Source organism: Syntrophorhabdaceae bacterium, from assembly GCA_028698615.1.
Taxonomy (GTDB): domain Bacteria; phylum Desulfobacterota; class Syntrophorhabdia; order Syntrophorhabdales; family Syntrophorhabdaceae; genus Delta-02.
Window position 1 is genome coordinate 20091 of the sequence record JAQVWF010000012.1, and the last position, 20908, is coordinate 40998.

The window sequence follows — 20908 nt, forward strand, 5'->3', positions numbered from 1 at the left end:
GAAGAGGAACTGTCGGTCTTTTTTATATAAAAACAGGATAGGATGATATACAATAAAGCGTTTGTTGTTGCGGGTGTGAGACAGGTTTGCTCTTTCTGCCTGAAACGTTTACATAAAAAAATGCCGAAGACGGGACTTGAACCCACACAGGCAAATTGCCTACTAGACCCTGAATCTAGCGCGTCTGCCAATTCCGCCACTTCGGCACGCTATAAGGTAGTATGCATGGGACAGATAAGTCAAGAGGTGAGGATGAAAATTTTAGAATCTTTCGACGTGGCCGAGAAATTTCCCAATCCCGTTCTTACCATAGGAAACTATGACGGCGTTCATATCGGCCACAAGCGCATCATAAAGAAGGTGGTGACAAAGGCCTCTGAGATCTCGGGCACTCCCATGCTCATGACCTTTTCCCCTCACCCCCACAGCGTTCTCAAGCCCGATTCCTATATCCGTCTTATCACGCCTCAGCCGGTGAAGGAGCGGCTCGTTGCAGAGAACGGTATCGAGGTGATGTTCCAGGTCCCCTTTGATGAACGTTTAAGGTCCATATCTCCCGAGAGTTTCATTGAGGATATTCTCGTCGGCAAACTTGGTGTTGCGGGCGTCATAGTTGGCTACGATTTCCGCTTCGGGAAGGGCGGTACCGGGGACGTCGAAATGCTCCGGCAGTTCGCACAAAAAAGGGGATTTTACTTCGACGTCGTGGGGGCCATCACCGTCGACGCCGAAAAGATAGGCAGTAACCGGATACGCAGGCTCATCATGGAAGGAGATGTGAAGAAAGCCAATGAGTTGCTCGACCGGCCCCATATGATCGAGGGGATAGTGGTTCACGGTGTCAATCGTGGAAAGAGCATGGGTTTCCCCACCATTAATTTCGAGACCGTCTTCGAACTCATCCCTCATAACGGCGTATACATAACGGAAGTTGAATTCGACGGCAAAAGGTGGCCATCGGTAACCAACATTGGCTACAACCCCACCTTTGACGGCAAGAAGCTCCTCGTCGAAACGCATATCCTCGACTACGTTGGCGACCTCTATGACCGCGACGTGGTCATCTATTTCCAGGACCGCATCAGAGAGGAAAAAAAGTTCAGGGACATGGCCGAACTGAAGGAACAGATAGCCGCGGATGTCGGGACGGCAAGACGGTACTTCACCGAAAGACCGCTTGAATAGCGTGAATGGTCAGAGAGGAACAGAAAGGTTTGAATCGCTTAAATTGCTTGAAAGAGATGCTGCAACCTGCGCCCTCAAAGATTCAAGCCTTTCCCTCTCAGGCGATCCGAGCGATTGAGGCTATTCAGACCGTCTTCCCTATCATGACGTATACCCCGCCGATGATGGGGTCACTGTCGTTTCTGTCCAGGAGAACCTGGAGCATGCGGTCCTGGACCTTGACGTGTTTGGGGATCAGTTTGACGCCGCTTGCCGCGTAGATGTCCTCCGCGATGACCATGCCTGGTTTGAGCTCGTCCAATGCGATCTTGCACTTGTTCACTGCAAATTCGCGGTCATTTTCGACAATATGCTCGGCGAGTGACGATGCAACCGTGGGGTCGAGGATCCTGTTGGCCGACTGTCTTATCTCGCGTAAAATGTCGTCGCGGTCATATCCTGAGCGGCACAGGTCGCTCTGAAGGACTATGCCGCGCAGGATACGCGCTCCGGAAGGTATCTCGTTGCCGATGAGGCCCTCGGGTGTGCCCGTGCCGTCAAAGTTCTCGTGCTGGTGATAGATGGCGTCGGCGGACTTCTTGAATCCCGAGATAGTGGATATTATGAGAGAGCCGATGACGGGGTGCTGGTTGTAGATGTTGCGGTCGCTCATAGCCATAGCGTTCTTGCTCTTGTCGGCGATGGTATCGGGCAGTCCGATCTTTCCGATCTCGTGCAATTGTGCTCCAAAGAGGATCTTGTCCGTTTCCTCCTCGTCGGTTCCCATTTTCTTGCAGATGAAACGAGCCGCCTCTCGTGCCGCGTGTGCGCGGTCGGCGGCACCGGGCACCCGCACATCGATGATCTTCAGGAGGATCTGGGTCAGCTCCTTGAAATTGCGCTCCAGGGTCTGATTTGCGTCGGCAAGCTTTTCTTTCTCGTCGACGAGTTCGTTCTGAAGCTGTTTGATTCGCAGAAATGCCCTTATCTTGCTCGTCAGGATGACGGGAGGGGTCGATTTTTCGATGTAGTCGTCGGCGCCGCACTCGAAGGCCTGAATCTTCAGCTTCTCGTCCTTTTCCGCGGTAAGGAAGAGGAAGAACACCGAAGCGGTCTCGGGGGTGTTTCGGATCTGACGGCAGAATTCCAGGCCGTCGATGATAGGCATGTCATAGTCGCTCAGGATGAGGTCGGGCCGGATGTCCCGTGCCTTGCGAAGACCTTCCTGACCGTTGCCTGCCTCGTGGATCTCGAAGCCGGGATACCGGGCGAAGAATTTTGCGAAGATGCCGCGAAAAGTATTGTCGTCGTCTACGAGAAGGATGCGCACCGCCGGTCTTTCCATTATTTTGTCTCGATCCCGGGTGAGACGGAAGGGGCCTTAGGTGCCACCGATTCCTTCTGCGGTGCTGCAGCGGGAGCGGCAGGCGTGATGGCATCCGCCGGTTTTGCTTCCATCGTCGTGACAAGTATGCTCACCCGCCTGTTTCCAAAATCCAGGGGCTTGTCAGGGTGCTTGAGGTTGCGGTCGGCAAAACCGCGCACCTGGGAGATCTGCTCCTTTCCGATCCCGTTCTGTTCAAGGATCCTTCTGGCCATGTTCGCCCGGTCGGCGCTCAGCTCCCAGTTCGTATAATCGGGGTTGACGTAGGGCCGTGCATCGGTATAGCCCTCGATCATGATCTTGTTCTTGAGCCGGCCCACGTCTGCGGCGACGAGCTTGAGGAGGCTTACCGTTTCCGGCTTGAGCTTGGCGCTGCCGACATCGAAGAAGAGACCATTGGAATTTTCCAGGAGTTCGATGCGCAGACCTTCCCTGGTCACGGTGATCTCTATCCTGTCCCTGAACCTGTCAAATTCGGGATGGGCCTTGATCACGGCTTCCAGCTTCTTCGCCTCAGCCTTCAATTTATCGATCTCCGAGGAGATGTCCATTGTCGGACCTGGCGCGGGTCCGGTGGAACCCTGGAGCAGGCTCCCTCCGCGGCCGCTGTCGAAGACCCCGGGATCCTGGAAATAGGCCGATACTGCCTGCTTGACGGCGTTGCTCTGGCCCACGATCCACAGGACGATGAAGAGGGCCATCATTGCAGTGACAAAATCCGCATATGCCACTTTCCATGCTCCGCCGTGGTGCCCCCCGTGCCCCCTCTTCTTTTTGACTATTATCCGTACAGGAGTCTGGTGGTCATCGATCATTATTTGACGACTCCTTTTACGAAGGATTCCATTTCCTGGAAGGTGGGCCGGTAATCATTGGGAATCGACCTCCGGGCGAATTCCACGGAGACTATCGGGTTGAACCCTTTGGCGAGGGAGATGATACCGGACTTTATGGCCTCGTATACCTGTGATTCCTCTTCCGCGGCAAGGTCCAGGTTGGTGGCGAGGGGCTGGATAAAGCCATATGACAAAAAGATGCCCAGAAAGGTGCCGACGAGGGCAACCGCCACTTTGTGACCGATCTCCTCGGGCGGGCCGTTGATCGCCTGCATGGTTATGACGATGCCGAGAACAGCGGCAACAATTCCGAGGCCCGGCATGGAATCGCCGATCTTCTGCAGGATCATGCCCGGCAGGGAACCTTCCTGATGGTGTGTTTCGATGTCGAGGTCCATGAGGCTTTCTATATCATGGGGCGCGATGCCTCCGAGAACGATGAGTCTGAAGGTGTCCGTCATGAAAGATATTATGTGGTGCTGGTTTGTAATGTTGGGGTACTTGGTGAAGATCTTGCTTTGTTCCGGGTGCTCGATGTGGGATTCAAGCGCGATAAGGCCGTCCTTGCGGGTGACCTGGAAGATCTCGTACATGAGTCTCAGAAGGTCGAGGTAAAGCTGACGGTTCACACTGGCTCCTTTCAGTGAACCGATTGCCTTTGCGAGGATCTTCATGAGAAGCTTCTTGGGGGCCGATATGACCATTGCCCCCAGGGCCGCCCCGCCTATGATGAGGAATTCCACCGGCTGTACGATGAGCTTCAGGGGACCGCCTTCCAGGACGAAGCCCCCGAACACAGAAACCAAAACGACGATCGCACCGATTATGACAAACATTATATCTTCCGCATCCTCAAGGAACCCCTTTGCCTCCGCGAGGTCATATAGGACCCATCACCCTGTACGAACCAGAACGCTAATACTATGCTGTGCTTCATTCCGTATGAAGGTTATCGGACGGACAATGAAAAGATTAAAGGAATGTTTCGGGTTTCAGGGGAATCAGGAAGGAGCAGGTGAGAGAGCGTGGGCCGCTGAAGGTACAGCGGGGAGGGGTGCTATACCCGGTATACCCAGCCTTTTCAACTTGGAACGGCCTCTACATTTGGTTATAGACGACCTTTCCGCTTACCATGGTGAGGAGGTTTTTGCCGTGGAGGGTCATACCGTGGAAGGGGGTGTTCCTTCCCTTGGACGCAAAGGAATCTCTGTCTACAGTCCATTCGATGTCGGGGTCGAAAATGATGAGGTCTGCCGGGGCGCCTTCAGCTACGACTCCCGACCCTATGCCCAGCAATTCCGCCGGGTTCATGGTCATCTTCGCCAGAAGACCCCTCATGTCAAGGACGTCCTCGCGCACAAGCCCCAGCGCAAGGGCGAAGGCCGTCTCGAAACCCGAAATGCCGAAGCTTGCCAGATCGAATTCCATGTCTTTGGAGGTGAATTCATGGGGGGCGTGGTCCGTTGCTATGATGTCGATAGTCCCCTTTCGAAGCCCCTCCCTGATGGCCCTGACATCCTCTTTCGACCTCAGGGGTGGATTCACCTTTGTGTTCGTGTCGTATGTGAGAGTCGCTTCATCGGTGAGCGTGAAATAATGGGGACATGTGTCGCAGGTGATCTTCTTGAATGACCGCCTGGCCCGCTCGATGATCTCGACGCTGCCGGCCGTGGAGATATGGGTGATGTGGAGGGGCGCGTCGACGTATCGCGCGACGGCGATATCCCTTCCCACGATGAGTTCTTCGGCGATGGCGGGAACTCCCTCGAGTCCGCTCAGGAGCGAGGCATGGCCTTCGTGCACACAACCTCCGGAGAGGGTATCGTCCTCGCAGTGGGATATGACGGGAAGGCTGAAGATCTTTGTGTATTCAAGGGCTTTGCGCAAGAGCCCTGCGCCGCGGACGGACTTTCCGTCGTCTGAGACAGCCACTATGCCGGCTGCGTACATCTCGCCGATCTCGGAGAGTTCCTCACTGCGAAGCCCCTTTGTGATGGCGCCGCAGGGAAGAACCTTGCAGAAGCCTTCCGCACGGGCTCTCTCGACGATAAATTCGGTGACGCTCCGCGAATCATTGACGGGGTTTGTGTTCGCCATGCAGACAATAGTGGTGAACCCGCCGCGCACCGCCGCCATCGTGCCCGTCCTTATGGTTTCCTTGTATTCGAAACCGGGTTCCCGCAGATGGCAGTGCACGTCGATAAGACCGGGCGCCACGATCCGTTTTGATGCATCTATTATCTTTGTGTTGCCATCGACCTTCCGGATATTTTTTGAAACCCCCTTGATCACCGGACCATCGATGAGGATATCGTACCTGTCATCGATGGCGTTCTTCGGGTCGACGAGACGGCCTCCCCGTATCAGGACTTTCACGCTTCACCTCCAATGAGGAGATAAAGGACGGCCATGCGGACGGCGACGCCGTTCTCAACCTGGTCGAGGATCACCGATGAAGGTCCGTCTGCGACCTCGTCGGAAATCTCGATGCCCCGGTTCATGGGACCGGGGTGCATGATTATCACGTTATCGCCGGCGGCTTCGATGTGTTGCTTCCCGAGGCCGTAGAGGGTGGAATACTCCTTTGTTGAGGGTATGTATGTCGTACCACCCCGTTCTTTCTGGATCCTGAGCATCATGATGACGTCGGCGTTCTTAACCGCCTTGTTGAGATCATATTCCATCCTGACCCCCAGGGTCTCGATGTGGGGAGGTATCATAGTGGGCGGTCCGCAGCAGATGACCTCGTTGCCGAATTTCCTGAGTGAGAAGATGTTCGACCGGGCAACCCTGCTGTGGGCTATGTCTCCGACGATGACCACCTTGAGCCCGTCGATGCGTCCCTTCTTATCGCGTATCGTGAAAAGGTCGAGCAGCGCCTGCGTCGGATGTTCATGGGAGCCGTCACCTCCATTTATGACGCAGGAGTCGAGAATGCCGGCGAGCATGTGGGGCGCTCCCGGCATGCCGTGGCGGATGACAATGGCGTCAGGGTGCATGGATTGAAGGTTCCTGGCCGTATCTTTGAGGCTTTCTCCTTTGGTCGAACTGCTTGTGCTTGAAGATATGTTTATCGTGTCGGCGCTGAGGCGCTTCGCGGCTATCTCGAAGGATGTGCGCGTCCGGGTGCTTGGCTCGTAAAAGAGAGTGATGACCGTTTTGCCCCGGAGTGTTGGGACCTTTTTGATCTCCCTTTTTGAAATGTCCTTGAAGGATTCGGCCGTATCGAGAATAAAAAGCATCTCCTCCTTCGAGAGGTCGCGAATGCCGAGGAGGTCTTTTCTTTTCCAGTTCATCAGGCCTTTACGATCACTACTTCATCCCTGCTGTCTATCTCGCTCATCCGGACGAGAATCTCTTCGTTCTCATTCACCGGGCAGACGATGCCCGCATAATCCGGATGAATGGGCAATTCACGCTCGCCCCGGTCGACGAGCACGGCAAGCTGTATCTTTTTCGGTCTTCCGAGGTCCATGATGGCATCTATGGCTGCCCGGGTCGTCCGGCCCGTGTGCAGAACGTCATCGACGAGGACGACGGTCATGTTATTGACATCGAAGGATATCTCCGTCTTTTTGACCTCGGGCCACCTGAGCTTCGATATATCGTCACGATACATGGTGATGTCGAGGGCGCCGAAGGGCAATTCGATGCCTTCCACGTCCCTCACCGTGTCGTGAATACGGTGGGCCAGATAGACGCCCCGCGTTCTTATCCCGATAAGGCACAGTTCCGTGCACCCCTCGCTCTTTTCCAGCATTTCGTGGGTGATGCGGGTGACCGTGCGCCCAATAGCTTTCTTGTCGAGAATGATCCTTTTTCTCATTTAATCGCCGAAATAGACAGCATTCTGTTCACAGCTCTCCATGCATGCCCCGCATTCGATGCAATCCTCCGGTGTCAGAACCACGACGAGACCATCGTTTTTCACGATCACCTCGTAGGGGCATATCGATACACATTCCCCGCAATCAGTGCAGGATGCCCGGGAGATATAAGGTCGCACAGTACTTTAGTACTATAGAAAGTTTTCCAAAAAAAAGCAATAAGAAGACAGGGAATAGAGATGGTTTCAGGTCTGGATATCGCTGAAAGCCGGGGAGGGTCAGACCCCATGCCGGCTTTCAGCTCGAAAGAGAGTTTTCTTGAAGCTGGTCAACCTAGGATTCGTATTCCTCGTTTTCGCCGCCGTATGATGATTCGGTGCTTTCTTCCGTCGCGACAGGCTCCGGTTCGGCGTATTCCTGGGTCTCCACGGGAGGCGCTGAAGCGGTGTCGGACTGCCTTCTCTCCATCACGCAGGAACCATTGAAGACGGCCCCGTTCTCGATCATGACGAAAGGTGAATTAAGATCGCCGTTATGCGTCGCCGAGTTCTTAAGGACGATCTGTTCACCGGCAACGACGTTGCCCGTGATGGATCCGTGAGAAATGAGTGTCCTGGTGTTGATGCTGGCGGTTACCCTGGCGGTGGGTCCGACAACGAGCAATCCTTCGGAAATGATCTCGCCCTCGACCACCCCTTTGAGCATGACTGAACTCTTAAATCTGATACTGCCTTTTATTTCCAGATCTTCGGCAACTACGGTCGTGATCTGTCCTTCCGCTATTTCCCTTATTTCGGGAATATCTATTGACATACCGAACCCCCTTTGAATGAGTTTATCACTATCTGACCGTGATGTCTTTGGCTCTCATAGCGCATGAGCCGTTGAATACGGAACCGTTCTCTATAATGACATTGGGCGTGGAAATGTCGCCGTTGTGAATGGAAGTGCTCTTAAGTGTCACCTGCTCGTTGGCTATCACGTTTCCCGTGATCTCCCCGTGGGAGACAAGCGTCTGGGTCGTGATGCTTGCCATTACGCGTGCGGTAGGCCCGACGACAAGGAGCCCTTCAGAGTATATCTCTCCCTCGAATACGCCCTTCAACATGACGGATGTCTTGAAACGTATCGTTCCCTTGATCTCGAGGTCGTCGGCAACTATGGTAGTGATGTCTTTTTCATCGAAATCGGTTGCTGCTTTCTTCTCGCTTATCATTGCAAACTCTCCTTTTTTATTTTAGATATACCTCAGCAACGCCTGTCATATCATCCATATGCCAAAAGTGTTGCAAGAAGCTTACCACAACAAAAGACCTCGCCTGAATTTTTAATTTATAGCATAAGAGTTTGTTCGTTACAATGCGGAAAATAAGGAATAAGGGGACAGGGAGCGGGGGGCGGCAGGGCAGGCGAAAGAAGGATTCAGGGGACGGGATCCAGGGCAAAGAGAGAACAGGGTTCTTTCTGGCCCCCTTCCTCTTAATTTCTGTTGTGTTTTTTGACAGTGACCGTCAGAAGAAGAAGATCCTTTTGAGCTTTTTCTTTTCCTGAGCGGGTTCAGCGGTTTCCTCGGCGGTCTCCGTGTTCTCCAAAGTCTCCTCTTCCGGCTTTTCGATCTTGCGCGGTCTTTCCATGAAGGAGGTACCTGAGAAAAAAGCGCCTTCGGTGATTATGAGTTTTGCGGTGCGGATGTTGCCCTCCACTGCGCCGTCGGGATTTATCTCCACCAGTTCCTCGGCCTGCAGATCGCCTTCCACCGTACCGTCGATGACGATCTCCCGTGCGGACATGTCGCCTTTGACGGAACCCGATCTGCCCAGGATCAGGTAGTCGGCCTGAATGCTTCCTTCGAGAGTGCCGTCAAGTCTGACGACGCCTTTCGATATGATCTCACCGCGGATGATGGAATCCTGACCTATAAGGGTCTCGAGGGATCCCGCCTCATGTTTCTTGTTTGCCATTCTTATCCATCCTTCAGGAATTGAGCAGGATCGACCGGTTTGCCGTTCTTCCACACCTCGTAATGAAGGTGGGGGCCTGTTGACATGCCCGTCGAACCGGAAGCTGCAATCTGTTGCCCTTTCTTGACCATCTGACCGACCTTGACGAAGTTTTCCTTATTATGCGCATAAGCGGTGGAAAAACCATAGCCGTGTTCGATCACTATGATATGGCCATTTCCTCCCGACCAACCGGAATAACTGACAATGCCGTCGGCGGTCGCCTTGATGGGGGTTCCCCGAGGTGCTCGCATGTCGAGCCCGGAATGGTGTGACCTGACACCGGTGACGGGATGATGACGGGTCCCGAAGCGGGAGCTGATCTGTCCCTGAATGGGCCATCCCTGAGGGGTCGCAAGATAAATGTTCTTCTGGTCGGTGATATATTTCTTGATCTCCGCCACGGACTCTATGGTCTCCGCCATTTCTTTCTTTATGGCCTCGATATCTATGGAGCCCGAGTCACTGAATTCGGCGGACTTGAGGATGTCGTTCTTTGATTTGAGTTCCACGAGGCGTGAAAGCTCATTGTTCGTTTCCTTGAGGGAGGAAATGCTCTGCTTCAGCGCGTTGAACTCTCTCGTGAAGTAGGACAGCCTGCCTTTCATTACATAGTAGTCCGCGGTCCTGATCCCGGCGGCCGCGACGTAGACGGCGCCGACGACAGCGAGGACCATGCATGCCAGGAGGCCGGCCACGGGCAGCCGCAGCTTCAAAGGCTGCGACTTGGAATGAGGGACGACCAGAATGGTGACGGATGTCATGCATCTTTTTTTGAGCCGTTTCAGCTTCATAGCACTATCCTCGGAACTTGCAAACCTTATACCGTTATCGGCAAATCTGTCAAGTCCTTAACCTAACGGAGGGTATTTAAAGCAAAATATGTACTTTGCCTGCCCGGAGCGAGAAGAAACATGTGAAGTAAGCGCATCATCAGAATTGGCACAGGTAATTTGCTTTCCTTCCATTTTCACCCCGGTGGGGACTTTTTCTCTTACTTTATCCTCAAAAATTGGCTATATATATTGGTGTGTTCATATGGGTACCATTAAATATGTATGTAAAGAGACGTGTACAATGAAGAAAACCGGCCTCGCTGTTCTATCTTTTCTGGTGATCTTTCTTGCGGCGTCGGCGGGTCTTGCCTCCGATGACCTCAAGATCGTCAGGGACAAACAGGGCACCACTTGGTCCGTCGGTTCCGACGAATCACGAGAAAGGGCCAGGGCGGAAGAAGAGCGCGATAAGGATCGCGCCTGGGACATGCTCAAGAACCAGTCGATCATAATCGACAAGCGGACAACGAAATAGGGATGGAAAAAGGAAGGGTCATCATTGTTGAAGATGAGGAGAATATCCTCTCCATGCTCGGCGAATTCCTCGGTGCCAACGGCTATACCGTCGACCCCTACATCGACAGCAGAAAGGCCCTGTCGGCCCTGAAGAACAACGGGTATCATGTCCTGATAACGGACCTGATGATGCCCAAGGTCGACGGGCTTCAGCTCATCAACTTCATTCAGAAGGAGTATCTCGATACCCTTGGCATCGTCATGACAGGGTATGGAAGCATGGAAAGCGCCATAAGTGCCATGCGGTGCGGCGCCTTCGACTACATCCTCAAACCCTTCAAGTTCGAGGAAGTCCTCGCCACCGTCGATTCGGCCATATATTACTTCAACCTCCTCAAGAGCGACAATATCCCCAAGGGGCTTACCCTCAAGGCCAATCTCCTGAGGCGGTATTCCGAGAACAAGATGGTCCGGGAGAACACTATCCTGCGATCGGCATTGAAGGACAAGTACAAGTTCGAGAACATCATTGGCGTGAGTTTTCCCATGCAGAAGGTTTTCGAGATGATCGAACGTGTTGCCGACACCAACGCCACGGTTCTCATTACCGGGGAGAGCGGTGTGGGTAAGGAACTTGTGGCGAGGGCGATCCATTACAACTCGTCAAAACGGGACAATCCCCTCGTTGTGGTCAATTGCGGCGCCATACCGGAAACTCTTCTGGAAAGCGAGCTTTTCGGCTATGAGAAGGGAGCCTTCACGGGAGCCGTCAGTACCCGCTTCGGCCGGTTCGAGCTGGCGGCCGGCGGCTCGATCTTCCTTGACGAGATCGGGGACATGAGCTTCAATTTACAGGTCAAGCTCTTGAGGGTCCTCCAGGAGAAGTCCTTCGAGCGGATCGGAGGGTCGAAGACGATAAAGGTCGATGTGCGGATCATTGCCGCGACGAACCGCAAACTGGAAGAGCTCGTCAGCGAGAACAAATTTCGCGAGGACCTTTACTACCGGCTCAACGTCGTTCCCATTGAGATCCCGCCATTGCGGGATCGGCGCCAGGACGTCCCTCTTCTTATCCACTTCTTTCTCGAACAGTCCAACAGGATCAACTCCGCCGCCATCGAAGGTTTTTCCGAAGAGGCCATGAAGGCGCTCATGGAATATGATTTCCCCGGCAACGTTAGGGAATTGCAGAACATCGTGGAGCGGATGGTGGTTCTTAAGAGGGAGGGCCATATCGATATAGAGGACCTTCCCGAGAAACTGTACAGCCTGGAAAAGGAAGAGGCCAGGTCATCGGATATCGACATAGACAGGGGCTACGACACCCTTGTTTCAGAATTCGAGAAAACCCTCATCATGAAGGCACTCACCGAAACCCGGGGCGTAAAGAGCAGGGCTGCCCAGGCCCTCAGCATCAACCGCACAACCCTCATAGAAAAGATGAAAAGGCTGGGTCTGGACTAGAGTCGGGCTGTCAAAAAAATGACAAATGGGGAATCAGACTGAGATCCCTGAATGGTCAATGACCAAACTCCAATGACCAGGAAATAAAGATAACGGCCAGTGACCAAATTTCAGGAACCGCATGGAATCCGCATGTGTGCGGTTGTTGACTTTTGTCTGGTCATTGAAGAATCGGCCGTTTCCTTCCGCTGGTTATTGGAATTTGGTCATTGGCCATAGCTGTATCTTTCCTTGGCACCCTTCTTGCAATCTTTTCCCTCATGCAAATCCCGGAAGCCAAGATCCTCGAAAACGCCTTCAATGAGTTTTCCAAGGCCTCTGATTCCATAATAAACCATTACGGGACACTGGAAAACCAGATCAAGGAGCTGAAAAGAGAGCTTGAGGAGAAGAACAGGGCGTTGGAGAGGGCAAGCGAGTACCTTTATACAATACTCGATTCCCTGCCTGTCGGTGTCGTCGTCGTTGACGGCAAGTCCATCCTTTTTGCGAACAAGAATGCCGAGGAACTGATCCCCGAGGGCATCATCGGGAGCCTCAGCAGCACGTCGGACAGAAAGGGAGAGATAAAGTGCGGTCTCGGCCGGTACCGGTGGAAGACCCAGGTTCTCCACAACGGGTTCGAAGGCAAGCATGTCGTCGCAATTGAGGACGTCACCGAGATTGAACGGATGAAGGAGCATATGGAGCGGGACGAGCGCCTCATGGCCATGGGAGAGATGGCGGCGCGGATATCCCATGAGATCAAGAACCCCCTGGGAAGCATGGAACTTTTCCTTTCCATGCTTATGGCAGGCAAGATGCGGGTACGTGACCGCAAGTATGTCGAATATATCCTTTTCGGTGTCAAGACCATCGATAGGATCATCAACAATATACTCTCCTATACCCGTCCCCGCGAATTGTCCCTGAAAGAGGGGGAACTTCAGTCCATCGTCGGCGACACCCTCGATTTCATGAGCGTCTCCACGGCGGTCAGGAATATAGACCTTGAGTTTGAGCCTGCCTGTTCGGGGCGGGCGCTTTTCGATCCCGATATGATCAAGCTCGTCGTGATGAACCTCGTGAGCAACGCCATGGATGCGGTAGGTTCCAAAGGCAGGATCAAGGTCGATATACGCGAGAACGAACGCTATGCGGTTCTCGTTGTGAGCGACAACGGGCCGGGCATGGCGGAGGAATTGCGCAGAAGCATTTTCAACCCCTTTTTCACAACGAAGGACAAGGGCGTTGGCCTGGGGCTTTTCATCGTCTACAACATCGTGAAGGCACACCGCGGTTCGATCGAGGTTGAGTCCGATGAGGGATCGGGTTCATCCTTCCTCATCTATATCCCGAAGGAGAGGCTGGCAGTCATATGAAAACCAATGTCCTTGTAGTCGATGATGACAATCACATGCGCATAGCGCTGAAGGAATCGCTGGTACGCGCCGGCTACAATGTCGCCCTGGCGGAGGACGGCAAGAAGGCCATGGTCGAGATTGACAGGAACATCTTCGACCTCGTCATAACCGATGTGAAGATGCCCCATCTGGGAGGCATCGACCTTCTTAAGGCCATAAAGGAGACGTCGCCTCTTGTGCCCGTCATCCTCATGACGGGGTACGGCACGGTCCAGGATGCGGTAAAGGTCATTAAAGAGGGGGCCTATGACTACATTCAGAAGCCCTTCAACACCGATATGCTCTACAGCGTGGTAAGGCGGGCCCTCGGCGTGAACAACGGGAAGATAGTCCTTGCCTCCAGGGAGATGAAAGAGGTGCTCCAGAAGGCGCAAAGGGTTGCCGGGTCGGATGCCACGGTGCTGGTTCTCGGAGAGAGCGGTGTCGGCAAAGAGGTGGTATCGAAATTCATCCACGAGAATTCCGGCCGCGCCCACATGCCCTTTGTTGCCGTGAATTGCGCCGCCCTGCCGGAGAACCTCCTCGAGAGCGAGCTTTTCGGCTACGAGAAAGGGGCCTTTACAGGCGCCATGTCGCGAAAACCGGGAAAGTTCGAGCTTGCAGACAAGGGGACCATCCTCCTCGACGAGATCACCGAAATGGACCTCAAGCTCCAGGCAAAGCTGCTTCGGGTCCTCCAGGAAAGGGAGGTGGAAGTCCTTGGCTCCCGCTCCCCCAGGAAGATCGATGTCCGGGTCATTGCCACCACGAACCGGGACATCGTGAAAACCGTCAGCGACGGGAGTTTTCGCGAGGATCTGTACTATCGCCTCAGTGTTTTTCCCATTACCATCCCCGCGCTGCGCGACCGCCGCGAAGACATAGCGCCGCTCGTCGGTCACCTCCTGAAGAAACATTCCCGGGGAATGGATATCGGCGTCTGTGACGAGGTGATGGAACATCTCACCGGCAGGTACTGGAAGGGCAATGTGCGGGAACTGGAAAACGTCATAGCCAGGGCATGCATACTCTCCAACGGCTCTGTGATCACCATGAGCCACCTGGATGAGGGAAGGCCGGCCCAGGACATGGCGGTTGGTTCCGTCAGGGAAATGGAGACGAAGCTCATCATCGATGCCCTGAGGTCCGTCAGGGGCAACCGGTCGAAGGCCGCGGGCATACTGGGCATCACGGCGCGGACCCTGCGCAACAAGATCAATGAATACAGGTCCATGGGCATTGATGTGCCGGTAAGGGAGTACTGATATGCAGATAGTGGATCTCATTGGAAAAGCGCTTTCGATCAGGGCCTTCTACCACAAGGTGATCTCAGGCAATATCGCCAACTCACAGACCCCGGGGTACAAGGAGAAAGAGATCGATTTCCAGCGCGAACTGCAAAGACGCGTTGGCGCTGATGCGGGGATGACCCCCTCGGGCGAAGCGGGCTTCACGATCACGGAAAACCCTGGCCGCGACGGTCTTGCGCGCCTTGATGGAAACACCGTCAGTCTGGAAGACCAGACGGTAAAGCTCACGGAGAACCAGCTCATGTACCAGGCATTGGTCCAGATGGCCTCAAAACGTTTTGCTATGATGAGATACCTTATAGGCGAGGGAAAGAGGTAAGAATATGGGAGCATTGGATATTTTCAAGATCAGCGCTTCGGGGATGAAGGCACAGAGGACACGCATGGACATCGTGGCATCGAACCTTGCCAACGTTCAGACGACGAGCACGGAAGAGGGCGGGCCGTACAGGAAAAAGGATGTCGTCTTCAAGTCCGTCGACGTGTCCGATGACAAGACCTTCTCGGGAGGCCTCTCGAAGAAGATCGAAGGCGTCAATGTCGATACCATCAAGGAGAGCGACAAACCTTTCCAGATGGTGTTCAACCCGAGCCATCCCGACGCCAATTCGGAAGGGTATGTCACGCTTCCCAACGTGAACCTTATGGAAGAGATGACGGATATGACGGCGGCGGCGCGTGCGTACGAGGCGAACGCCAACGTTCTCAGCACGACAAAGGACATGTTCCTGAAGACTCTCGAGCTTATAAAATAGGGGGCGGACCCATGAAGGTAGAAAACTTTACTCTTCCCAACTTCGGCGAGGTTCAGAAACCGGCCAACGAAAAGGCCAAAACCTCCTTCGGTGATGTCCTCAAGGACTCCATCAAGAAGGTCGTGGAACTCGAGAAAGAAGCCGACCAGGAAGTGGAAAAACTGGTCAAGATGGAAAATACCGATGTTCAAACCACCATGATCGCCATCGAGAAAGCGGACCTGTCCTTCCAGATGATGATGCAGATACGGAACAAGATCATCTCCGCGTACGAAGAGATCATGAGAATGCAGGTGTAACCCATGCCGCCGATGGACGAACTTCTCAACACCACAAGGAATTACCTGAAGACGACTCCGAAGAGCAAGCTCTACATGTATCTCTTCGTCTTCATAGCGCTGGTGGGCGGCTCCATTATCGGCCTTTCCCTTCTCCAGAAGGAGAATTACCAGACGCTTTTCGCGGGCCTCTCCACGGAAGACGCCTCGGTGGTCGTAACGAAGCTCAAGGAGCTCAAGGTGCCCTACAAACTGGGCCTCGGCGGCACTTCGATCTCCGTCCCCAGGGAAAAGGTCTATGATGTGCGGCTCATGCTGGCCGGTCAGAACGCCCTTCCCGGAGGAGGAGGGGTCGGTTTCGAACTTTTTGACAAGACGAACTACGGCATGACGGAATTCATGCAGAATATCAATTATAAACGCGCGATACAGGGAGAGCTTTCGCGCACCATCAACCAGATGCCGGAGGTCAGGTCCTCCCGGGTGCACATCGCTATCCCGGAGCAGACCCTCTTTACCGACAGGGAGAAGGACGTTACCGCATCGGTCTTTCTGAAACTCAGGGGCGGCAAGTCGCTCTCCAAGGAACAGGTGGCCGGCATCGTCCACCTGGTATCGGGCAGCATAGAAGGTCTCAAGACCGACAACGTGACCATCGTCGATTCCTTCGGGAAGATCCTCTACAAGGCCGGCAGCGCAGGGACCGCGGTGGCCCTTTCAGGCCAGCAGTTCGAACTGCAGAAGGGTGTGGAGAGGACCATCGAGGAATCCGTTCAATCCATGCTCGACAGGTTCATACCCGCCAACAAGTCCATCATACGGGCAAATGTGGAACTCAACCTTCGCAAGGTGGAAAAGGTGGAGGAGGAGTTCGACCCCAACAGGAGGGTCCCCATCAGCGAGCGCAAGAGCAGGGAGAAGCTGCTGAACCGCCTTGGCGCGACGGCAGGTGTGCCGGGAGTTGCATCCAACGTCCCGAACGTTGCCGGCAGAAACACGAATGGGAGGTCCGCCGCGGCCAGTGTTCAGAGTGCCGCAGCAGGGACGCGCGGCAGCGAATCCGAGCGCGAAGAGTCTCAGGTGACCTACGAGGTCAGCAAGACCGTCAAGAAGATAGTGGAGCCCTTCGGCGACATCAAGCGCCTTTCCATTGCCATCGTTCTCGACGGGAAGTATGAAAAGGTGAAGGGCCAGAATGGGGAGGAGTTGAAGTATTCCCCCCGGTCCCAGAAGGAGCTTGCCGATATAAAGGGGATTGTGGCCAGAGCGGTCGGGATCGACGAGGCACGCGGGGACAAGATAGAGGTCCTCAACGTTCCCTTCGAGGCTGAGGGCCTTGCAGACGAGAAGGGACTTCTCGACGCGGCGGAACGGAAAGAAATGATATTCAGCTTCAGCAAATACGGTTTTTACGCTCTCATCATTGCGGCCCTGTTCTTCTTCGTGATCAGGCCCCTGCTGGGATTCCTGAAATCGAGGGCCGATCGCGCACCACTTTATCATGTCAAGGATGTGTACATGAAGAGCGGCAATGCCGCGGTGGCAGGAGGAGACCAGCCTGCCGCAATAGAAAACAAGCAGCAGACGGCGATAAATGATGTGATGAGGGACAAGAGTGTTGTCGGTTCCGTGATCAAAGAGTGGGTCAAGGAAGGGACGTGATCCATGAATGCTGAAGATCTGTCGGGAATCAGAAAAGCCGCTATTCTCCTTCTCACCATGGATGACGAGGTGACGAAGGAGGTTATGAAGGGCCTCGATGAACAGGAGATAGAGGCCATCGGCAAGGAGATCACCAATCTCAAATTGATTCCCGACCATATAGTGCACAAGGTCCAGGACGAGTTCATGACGAAGGCCTCCAGGAAAGGCAAGAATGTTGTCGGTGGAGAGAGCAAGTTCCGCCTTCTTGTCAAAAAGAGCTTCGACGAGGAAAAGGCGGAGATCCTTCTTGGCAATCTTGATACGAGGAAGGGCGTTCCCGGAGAGTTCCTGAAACGCTGTGACCCGAGGGTTCTCGCGAACGTGATCAGGGGAGAGCATCCCCAGACGATGGCCCTGGTCCTGTCGGTACTGGGTACCAAGAAAGCCGGAGATGCCATAAGCTGCCTGCCCGACAGGGTTCAGACGGAAGTTGTCGTGCGGATGGCAAACCTCGAAAAGGTGGAGCTCAAGATACTCGCCGAGATCGAAAGCGTGATACGGGATCAGCTTGAAAGCACCATGGGCGGCGCCGAAGGCAAACGGCTCGGCGGTGTCGAGGTGGTGGCCAGCATTCTCAACCAGATGGACAGGACGCTCGAGTCGGAGCTTCTGGGAAAACTCGAGGAGACGAATCCCGAACTGGCGGAGCGTATCCGGCAGCTCATGTTCACCTTCGAAGACCTTGCCAACCTTGATGACCGCAGCGTCCAGACGCTGCTTAAGGAAATCTCGTCAGAGGATGTGGGCATTGCCCTCAAAGGCGCCTCCGACAGCATGAAGGAGAAGATATTCTCCAATATGTCCGAACGCGCGGCGGCCATGCTAAAGGAAGACCTCGAGGCGATGGGCCCCGTGCGCCTCTCGGATGTCGAAAAGTCTCAGGTGAAGATCGCCATGGTCGCCAAGAAGCTTGAAAGCGAGGGCAAGATCTTTCTTTCCCGGGGGAATGAAGAGTTCGTTTGAAAGACCAGGACACGGAACGCTTTACCCTGTACGACCTCAGCGGAGAAATGCCGGAGGAAAGATCTTCGGATTTCATCAGGCTTTTTGACGAAGAGCAGGGTCCCGCCGACAAAGAGGAACCCGTCGTGGCTCCGGCACCGGTCAATATGGAGGAAGAGGCCCGAAAGGTCTTTGAAGAGGCCTTTGCGCAGGGCGAAAAGGCCGGGCACGAGCTTGGCATGAAGAAGGTGGATCCCCTCATCAAGCGGCTGGGCGGTTTCATGGCTGAACTCTCCCTGTTCAAGGAGGATCTGGTGAAAAGGGCCGAGAACCTCTCTACGGAACTGGCCCTGGTCTTCGCGGAGGCCATCATACTCAGGGAATGCAGGGAGCATCACGATGCCATTTTGAGGATGGTGAGGAAGGCGCTTTCCCTCTGTGAGGAACGAAGCGGAACGACGATACGCCTGCGCAGCGAGGACGCCGAACTCATTTCCGGGTCGGAGCTGAGCAACTTCAAGATCGTAAAGGATGACACGATGCACGAGCCCGGTTTCGTCATCGAGACGAACTTCGGTGACATAGACGGCCGCATATCCGTCCAGATGGAAGAACTTAAGAAAGAGCTTTTCAATGGAAACCTCGATTGATCAGATCCTGCCCCTGAAGAGGGACATGTTGTCAGACCTCTATCCCTACCGCGTTTACGGAAAGGTGAACCAGGTCGTGGGCCTCGTCATCGAAGGGAAAGGGCCAATCTCGTCCGTCGGTGATTCTGCCCTTATCTATCCCGTTGACAGTGCAGTTCCCATCGACGCAGAGGTGGTGGGCTTCAGGGACGGCAAGACGCTGCTCATGCCCCTTGGTGACATACGGGGGGTGGGCATCGGTTCGAGGATACTCTCCAGGAGGAAGACCGTCGATATCACCGTCGGCGAAGGCCTTCTCGGCCGCGTCATCGACGGTCTGGGCAACCCCATGGACGGGAAAGGTCCCCTCCAGTGCAGCGAAAAGGTTCCCATCTATCGCGATACCGTGAACCCCATGTTTAAGAGGCGCATCACGGAACCCCTCGATCTCGGTATCCGCAGCATCAATGGACTCCTGACGTGCGGCAAGGGACAGAGGATGGGCATCTTTGCCGGCTCCGGAGTGGGCAAGAGCGTCCTTCTGGGTATGATCGCCCGCCATACCGAAGCGAACGTGAACGTCATCGGGCTTATCGGCGAGCGCGGCCGCGAGGTGAGGGAATTTATCGAGCGCGACCTGGGCGACGGCATAAAGAATTCCGTCGTCGTCGTCGCGACGTCCGACCAACCGCCCCTCATAAGGGTAAGGGGCGCCTTTCTCACGATTGCCCTTGCCGAGTATTTTCGGGACAGGGGAAACGACGTGCTGCTTCTCATGGATTCCCTGACGCGTTTCAGCATGGCCCAGCGCGAGGTCGGCCTCGCCATCGGCGAACCTCCCACGTCAAAGGGGTACACGCCGAGCGTCTTCTCGCTCCTTGCGAAGGTTCTCGAGCGAGCGGGCAACGGTGAGGGAAGCGGGACCATGACAGCCATCTACACGGTCCTTGTGGAAGGCGACGATCTCGACGATCCCATAGCCGACTCTGCCCGGTCCATCCTCGACGGCCACGTGGTTCTTTCGCGGAAGCTCGCCGATGCCAACCATTATCCGCCCATAGATGTCCTTCGCAGCGTATCGAGACTCATGAAGGACATAACCCCCGGGGACCAGACGGAATACGCAAGCCGGATAGTGGAGATACTCGCCGAGTTCGAGCGGGCGGAGGACCTCATCAACATCGGCGCCTACACCCCGGGGAACAACCAGAAGGTGGATCATGCCATATCCATGATAGACAAGGTCAGGACCTTCCTCCAACAGGGTGTGGACGAGCGCGTCCCCCTGGAGGAGACGCAGAACAGTATGAAGATACTCTTTTATGTGTAGAAGATAGGTCATGGACCGCAAGCGCATAGACCGCATTATCGAGATCAAGGAGAAGCTCAAGAAGGACAAGGAGCGCGAGATCGAGGAGGCCGCCGCGAAGATGGCCGCCATCTGCCAGGAGATCGCCTCCGTTGACAGACAGATCGACGACAGCTATGCAAGGCTCACCGCCCGTTCGGTTTCCGGCAATGACTTTGCCGTGATAAAGGATTATCTCGACTATCTGGACGTATCAAGATCAAGTCTCGTTTACGAAAAGGACTCAATGCAGGAGACCATCGATGTCCTGCAGCAGGAATTCTATGAATTTGCCCGGGAGTTGAAGATGCTCTCCAAGCTCCAGGAAAAGATAAACAAAGCCTTCAAAAAAAGTGAAAACCGCCGCGAACAGAAACTCCTCGACGAAATAGCCCTGAGACTCGAAGCCAGGAAAGCGTAAAGACGGTTAGCCTGAAAGCTGAGACCGTCCTGTCTCCCTGCAGGAAATTATTTCCCCTTCGTGGAAATAATTTCCCTGGTAATGGGGGTTGTCATCCCGACCAGTGTTCCGTAACAGCTGGAAATTATTGACTGTGACGTCATGGCACAGAATTTGTTTTAGGGAAGGGCAT

Annotated in this window: 24 protein-coding genes and 1 tRNA gene; 13 read left to right on the plus strand and 12 right to left on the minus strand. The window is 54.5% G+C overall.

Annotation, left to right across the window (positions count from 1 at the left end):
* Positions 1-121: 121 nt before the first annotated feature.
* Positions 122-206, minus strand: a tRNA-Leu gene (locus PHC90_06320).
* 46 nt (positions 207-252) lie between these two features.
* Between PHC90_06320 and PHC90_06325 the strand changes: the two genes are divergently transcribed.
* Positions 253-1185, plus strand: coding sequence for a bifunctional riboflavin kinase/FAD synthetase (locus PHC90_06325; GenBank protein MDD3845962.1), 933 nt, complete (start codon positions 253-255; stop codon positions 1183-1185).
* A gap of 124 nt (positions 1186-1309) precedes the next feature.
* Here PHC90_06325 and PHC90_06330 read toward each other — a convergent pair whose 3' ends face one another.
* The 11 genes from PHC90_06330 to PHC90_06380 all read right to left on the minus strand — a co-directional run bounded on the left by PHC90_06330 (position 1310) and on the right by PHC90_06380 (position 10005).
* Positions 1310-2509 (minus strand): response regulator, encoded by a 1200-nt coding sequence (locus PHC90_06330; GenBank protein ID MDD3845963.1) that lies wholly within the window; start codon positions 2507-2509, stop codon positions 1310-1312.
* Positions 2509-3363 (minus strand): flagellar motor protein MotB, encoded by an 855-nt coding sequence (locus PHC90_06335; GenBank protein ID MDD3845964.1) that lies wholly within the window; start codon positions 3361-3363, stop codon positions 2509-2511. The genes PHC90_06330 and PHC90_06335 overlap by 1 nt, the downstream gene beginning before the upstream one ends.
* Positions 3363-4220: a flagellar motor stator protein MotA gene (gene motA / locus PHC90_06340; GenBank protein ID MDD3845965.1), complete on the minus strand. Its 858-nt coding sequence runs from the start codon at positions 4218-4220 to the stop codon at positions 3363-3365. Before motA ends, PHC90_06335 begins: the two co-directional genes overlap by 1 nt.
* A gap of 262 nt (positions 4221-4482) precedes the next feature.
* Positions 4483-5760: a dihydroorotase gene (locus tag PHC90_06345; GenBank protein MDD3845966.1), complete on the minus strand. Its 1278-nt coding sequence runs from the start codon at positions 5758-5760 to the stop codon at positions 4483-4485.
* Complete coding sequence (locus PHC90_06350) at positions 5757-6680, minus strand: aspartate carbamoyltransferase catalytic subunit (protein MDD3845967.1); 924 nt, start codon at positions 6678-6680, stop codon at positions 5757-5759. The genes PHC90_06345 and PHC90_06350 overlap by 4 nt, the downstream gene beginning before the upstream one ends.
* Positions 6680-7210 carry a bifunctional pyr operon transcriptional regulator/uracil phosphoribosyltransferase PyrR gene (pyrR, locus tag PHC90_06355; protein MDD3845968.1) on the minus strand — a complete coding sequence of 177 codons (531 nt, stop codon included), beginning with the start codon at positions 7208-7210 and terminating at the stop codon, positions 6680-6682. The genes PHC90_06350 and pyrR overlap by 1 nt, the downstream gene beginning before the upstream one ends.
* On the minus strand, positions 7211-7390 hold the full coding sequence (locus PHC90_06360; GenBank protein ID MDD3845969.1) for a 4Fe-4S binding protein: 180 nt from the start codon (positions 7388-7390) through the stop codon (positions 7211-7213).
* A 154-nt stretch (positions 7391-7544) separates the two neighbouring features.
* A complete protein-coding gene (locus PHC90_06365) occupies positions 7545-8024 on the minus strand; it encodes a polymer-forming cytoskeletal protein (GenBank protein MDD3845970.1) in 480 nt (159 codons plus the stop codon).
* A gap of 28 nt (positions 8025-8052) precedes the next feature.
* Positions 8053-8427, minus strand: coding sequence for a polymer-forming cytoskeletal protein (locus PHC90_06370; protein ID MDD3845971.1), 375 nt, complete (start codon positions 8425-8427; stop codon positions 8053-8055).
* Between the two features lie 295 nt (positions 8428-8722).
* A complete protein-coding gene (locus PHC90_06375) occupies positions 8723-9172 on the minus strand; it encodes a polymer-forming cytoskeletal protein (protein MDD3845972.1) in 450 nt (149 codons plus the stop codon).
* A 2-nt stretch (positions 9173-9174) separates the two neighbouring features.
* Complete coding sequence (locus PHC90_06380) at positions 9175-10005, minus strand: peptidoglycan DD-metalloendopeptidase family protein (GenBank protein ID MDD3845973.1); 831 nt, start codon at positions 10003-10005, stop codon at positions 9175-9177.
* A gap of 283 nt (positions 10006-10288) precedes the next feature.
* Here PHC90_06380 and PHC90_06385 point away from each other — a divergent pair, with 283 nt between their 5' ends.
* The 12 genes from PHC90_06385 (at position 10289) to fliJ (ending at position 20736) form a co-directional block, all read left to right on the plus strand.
* Positions 10289-10522, plus strand: coding sequence for a hypothetical protein (locus PHC90_06385; protein MDD3845974.1), 234 nt, complete (start codon positions 10289-10291; stop codon positions 10520-10522).
* Positions 10523-10524: 2 nt separating this feature from the next.
* A complete protein-coding gene (locus PHC90_06390) occupies positions 10525-11967 on the plus strand; it encodes a sigma-54 dependent transcriptional regulator (GenBank protein ID MDD3845975.1) in 1443 nt (480 codons plus the stop codon).
* A 209-nt stretch (positions 11968-12176) separates the two neighbouring features.
* Entirely contained in the window at positions 12177-13328 is a 1152-nt protein-coding gene (locus tag PHC90_06395) for an ATP-binding protein (protein MDD3845976.1), read from the plus strand.
* The gene (locus PHC90_06400) at positions 13325-14614 is read left to right on the plus strand and encodes a sigma-54 dependent transcriptional regulator (GenBank protein ID MDD3845977.1); all 1290 of its coding nucleotides are present in this window, start codon (positions 13325-13327) and stop codon (positions 14612-14614) included. The genes PHC90_06395 and PHC90_06400 overlap by 4 nt, the downstream gene beginning before the upstream one ends.
* A gap of 1 nt (position 14615) precedes the next feature.
* Positions 14616-14978, plus strand: coding sequence for a flagellar basal body rod protein FlgB (gene flgB / locus PHC90_06405; protein ID MDD3845978.1), 363 nt, complete (start codon positions 14616-14618; stop codon positions 14976-14978).
* 4 nt (positions 14979-14982) lie between these two features.
* Positions 14983-15414 (plus strand): flagellar basal body rod protein FlgC, encoded by a 432-nt coding sequence (gene flgC / locus PHC90_06410; protein MDD3845979.1) that lies wholly within the window; start codon positions 14983-14985, stop codon positions 15412-15414.
* Between the two features lie 11 nt (positions 15415-15425).
* Entirely contained in the window at positions 15426-15713 is a 288-nt protein-coding gene (fliE, locus tag PHC90_06415) for a flagellar hook-basal body complex protein FliE (GenBank protein MDD3845980.1), read from the plus strand.
* A 3-nt stretch (positions 15714-15716) separates the two neighbouring features.
* Positions 15717-17354, plus strand: coding sequence for a flagellar basal-body MS-ring/collar protein FliF (gene fliF, locus PHC90_06420; GenBank protein ID MDD3845981.1), 1638 nt, complete (start codon positions 15717-15719; stop codon positions 17352-17354).
* Positions 17355-17357: 3 nt separating this feature from the next.
* Positions 17358-18359, plus strand: coding sequence for a flagellar motor switch protein FliG (fliG, locus tag PHC90_06425; GenBank protein ID MDD3845982.1), 1002 nt, complete (start codon positions 17358-17360; stop codon positions 18357-18359).
* The gene (locus tag PHC90_06430) at positions 18356-18988 is read left to right on the plus strand and encodes a FliH/SctL family protein (protein MDD3845983.1); all 633 of its coding nucleotides are present in this window, start codon (positions 18356-18358) and stop codon (positions 18986-18988) included. Before fliG ends, PHC90_06430 begins: the two co-directional genes overlap by 4 nt.
* Positions 18972-20297, plus strand: coding sequence for a FliI/YscN family ATPase (locus PHC90_06435; protein MDD3845984.1), 1326 nt, complete (start codon positions 18972-18974; stop codon positions 20295-20297). The genes PHC90_06430 and PHC90_06435 overlap by 17 nt, the downstream gene beginning before the upstream one ends.
* Before the next feature lie 10 nt (positions 20298-20307).
* Positions 20308-20736: a flagellar export protein FliJ gene (gene fliJ, locus PHC90_06440; GenBank protein ID MDD3845985.1), complete on the plus strand. Its 429-nt coding sequence runs from the start codon at positions 20308-20310 to the stop codon at positions 20734-20736.
* Positions 20737-20908 lie beyond the last annotated feature (172 nt).

Coding starts and splice junctions, on each gene's coding strand:
- fliG (MDD3845982.1), top strand. CDS start 17,358: ATGAATGCTGAAGATCTGTCGGGAATCAGAAAAGCCGCTATTCTCCTT.
- PHC90_06385 (MDD3845974.1), top strand. CDS start 10,289: ATGAAGAAAACCGGCCTCGCTGTTCTATCTTTTCTGGTGATCTTTCTT.
- fliJ (MDD3845985.1), top strand. CDS start 20,308: ATGGACCGCAAGCGCATAGACCGCATTATCGAGATCAAGGAGAAGCTC.
- fliE (MDD3845980.1), top strand. CDS start 15,426: ATGAAGGTAGAAAACTTTACTCTTCCCAACTTCGGCGAGGTTCAGAAA.
- PHC90_06380 (MDD3845973.1), bottom strand. CDS start 10,005: ATGAAGCTGAAACGGCTCAAAAAAAGATGCATGACATCCGTCACCATT.
- PHC90_06400 (MDD3845977.1), top strand. CDS start 13,325: ATGAAAACCAATGTCCTTGTAGTCGATGATGACAATCACATGCGCATA.
- fliF (MDD3845981.1), top strand. CDS start 15,717: ATGCCGCCGATGGACGAACTTCTCAACACCACAAGGAATTACCTGAAG.
- PHC90_06365 (MDD3845970.1), bottom strand. CDS start 8,024: ATGTCAATAGATATTCCCGAAATAAGGGAAATAGCGGAAGGACAGATC.
- pyrR (MDD3845968.1), bottom strand. CDS start 7,210: ATGAGAAAAAGGATCATTCTCGACAAGAAAGCTATTGGGCGCACGGTC.
- flgB (MDD3845978.1), top strand. CDS start 14,616: ATGCAGATAGTGGATCTCATTGGAAAAGCGCTTTCGATCAGGGCCTTC.
- PHC90_06330 (MDD3845963.1), bottom strand. CDS start 2,509: ATGGAAAGACCGGCGGTGCGCATCCTTCTCGTAGACGACGACAATACT.
- PHC90_06390 (MDD3845975.1), top strand. CDS start 10,525: ATGGAAAAAGGAAGGGTCATCATTGTTGAAGATGAGGAGAATATCCTC.
- PHC90_06325 (MDD3845962.1), top strand. CDS start 253: ATGAAAATTTTAGAATCTTTCGACGTGGCCGAGAAATTTCCCAATCCC.
- PHC90_06335 (MDD3845964.1), bottom strand. CDS start 3,363: ATGATCGATGACCACCAGACTCCTGTACGGATAATAGTCAAAAAGAAG.
- PHC90_06375 (MDD3845972.1), bottom strand. CDS start 9,172: ATGGCAAACAAGAAACATGAGGCGGGATCCCTCGAGACCCTTATAGGT.
- motA (MDD3845965.1), bottom strand. CDS start 4,220: ATGTTTGTCATAATCGGTGCGATCGTCGTTTTGGTTTCTGTGTTCGGG.
- PHC90_06350 (MDD3845967.1), bottom strand. CDS start 6,680: ATGAACTGGAAAAGAAAAGACCTCCTCGGCATTCGCGACCTCTCGAAG.
- flgC (MDD3845979.1), top strand. CDS start 14,983: ATGGGAGCATTGGATATTTTCAAGATCAGCGCTTCGGGGATGAAGGCA.
- PHC90_06370 (MDD3845971.1), bottom strand. CDS start 8,427: ATGATAAGCGAGAAGAAAGCAGCAACCGATTTCGATGAAAAAGACATC.
- PHC90_06435 (MDD3845984.1), top strand. CDS start 18,972: ATGGAAACCTCGATTGATCAGATCCTGCCCCTGAAGAGGGACATGTTG.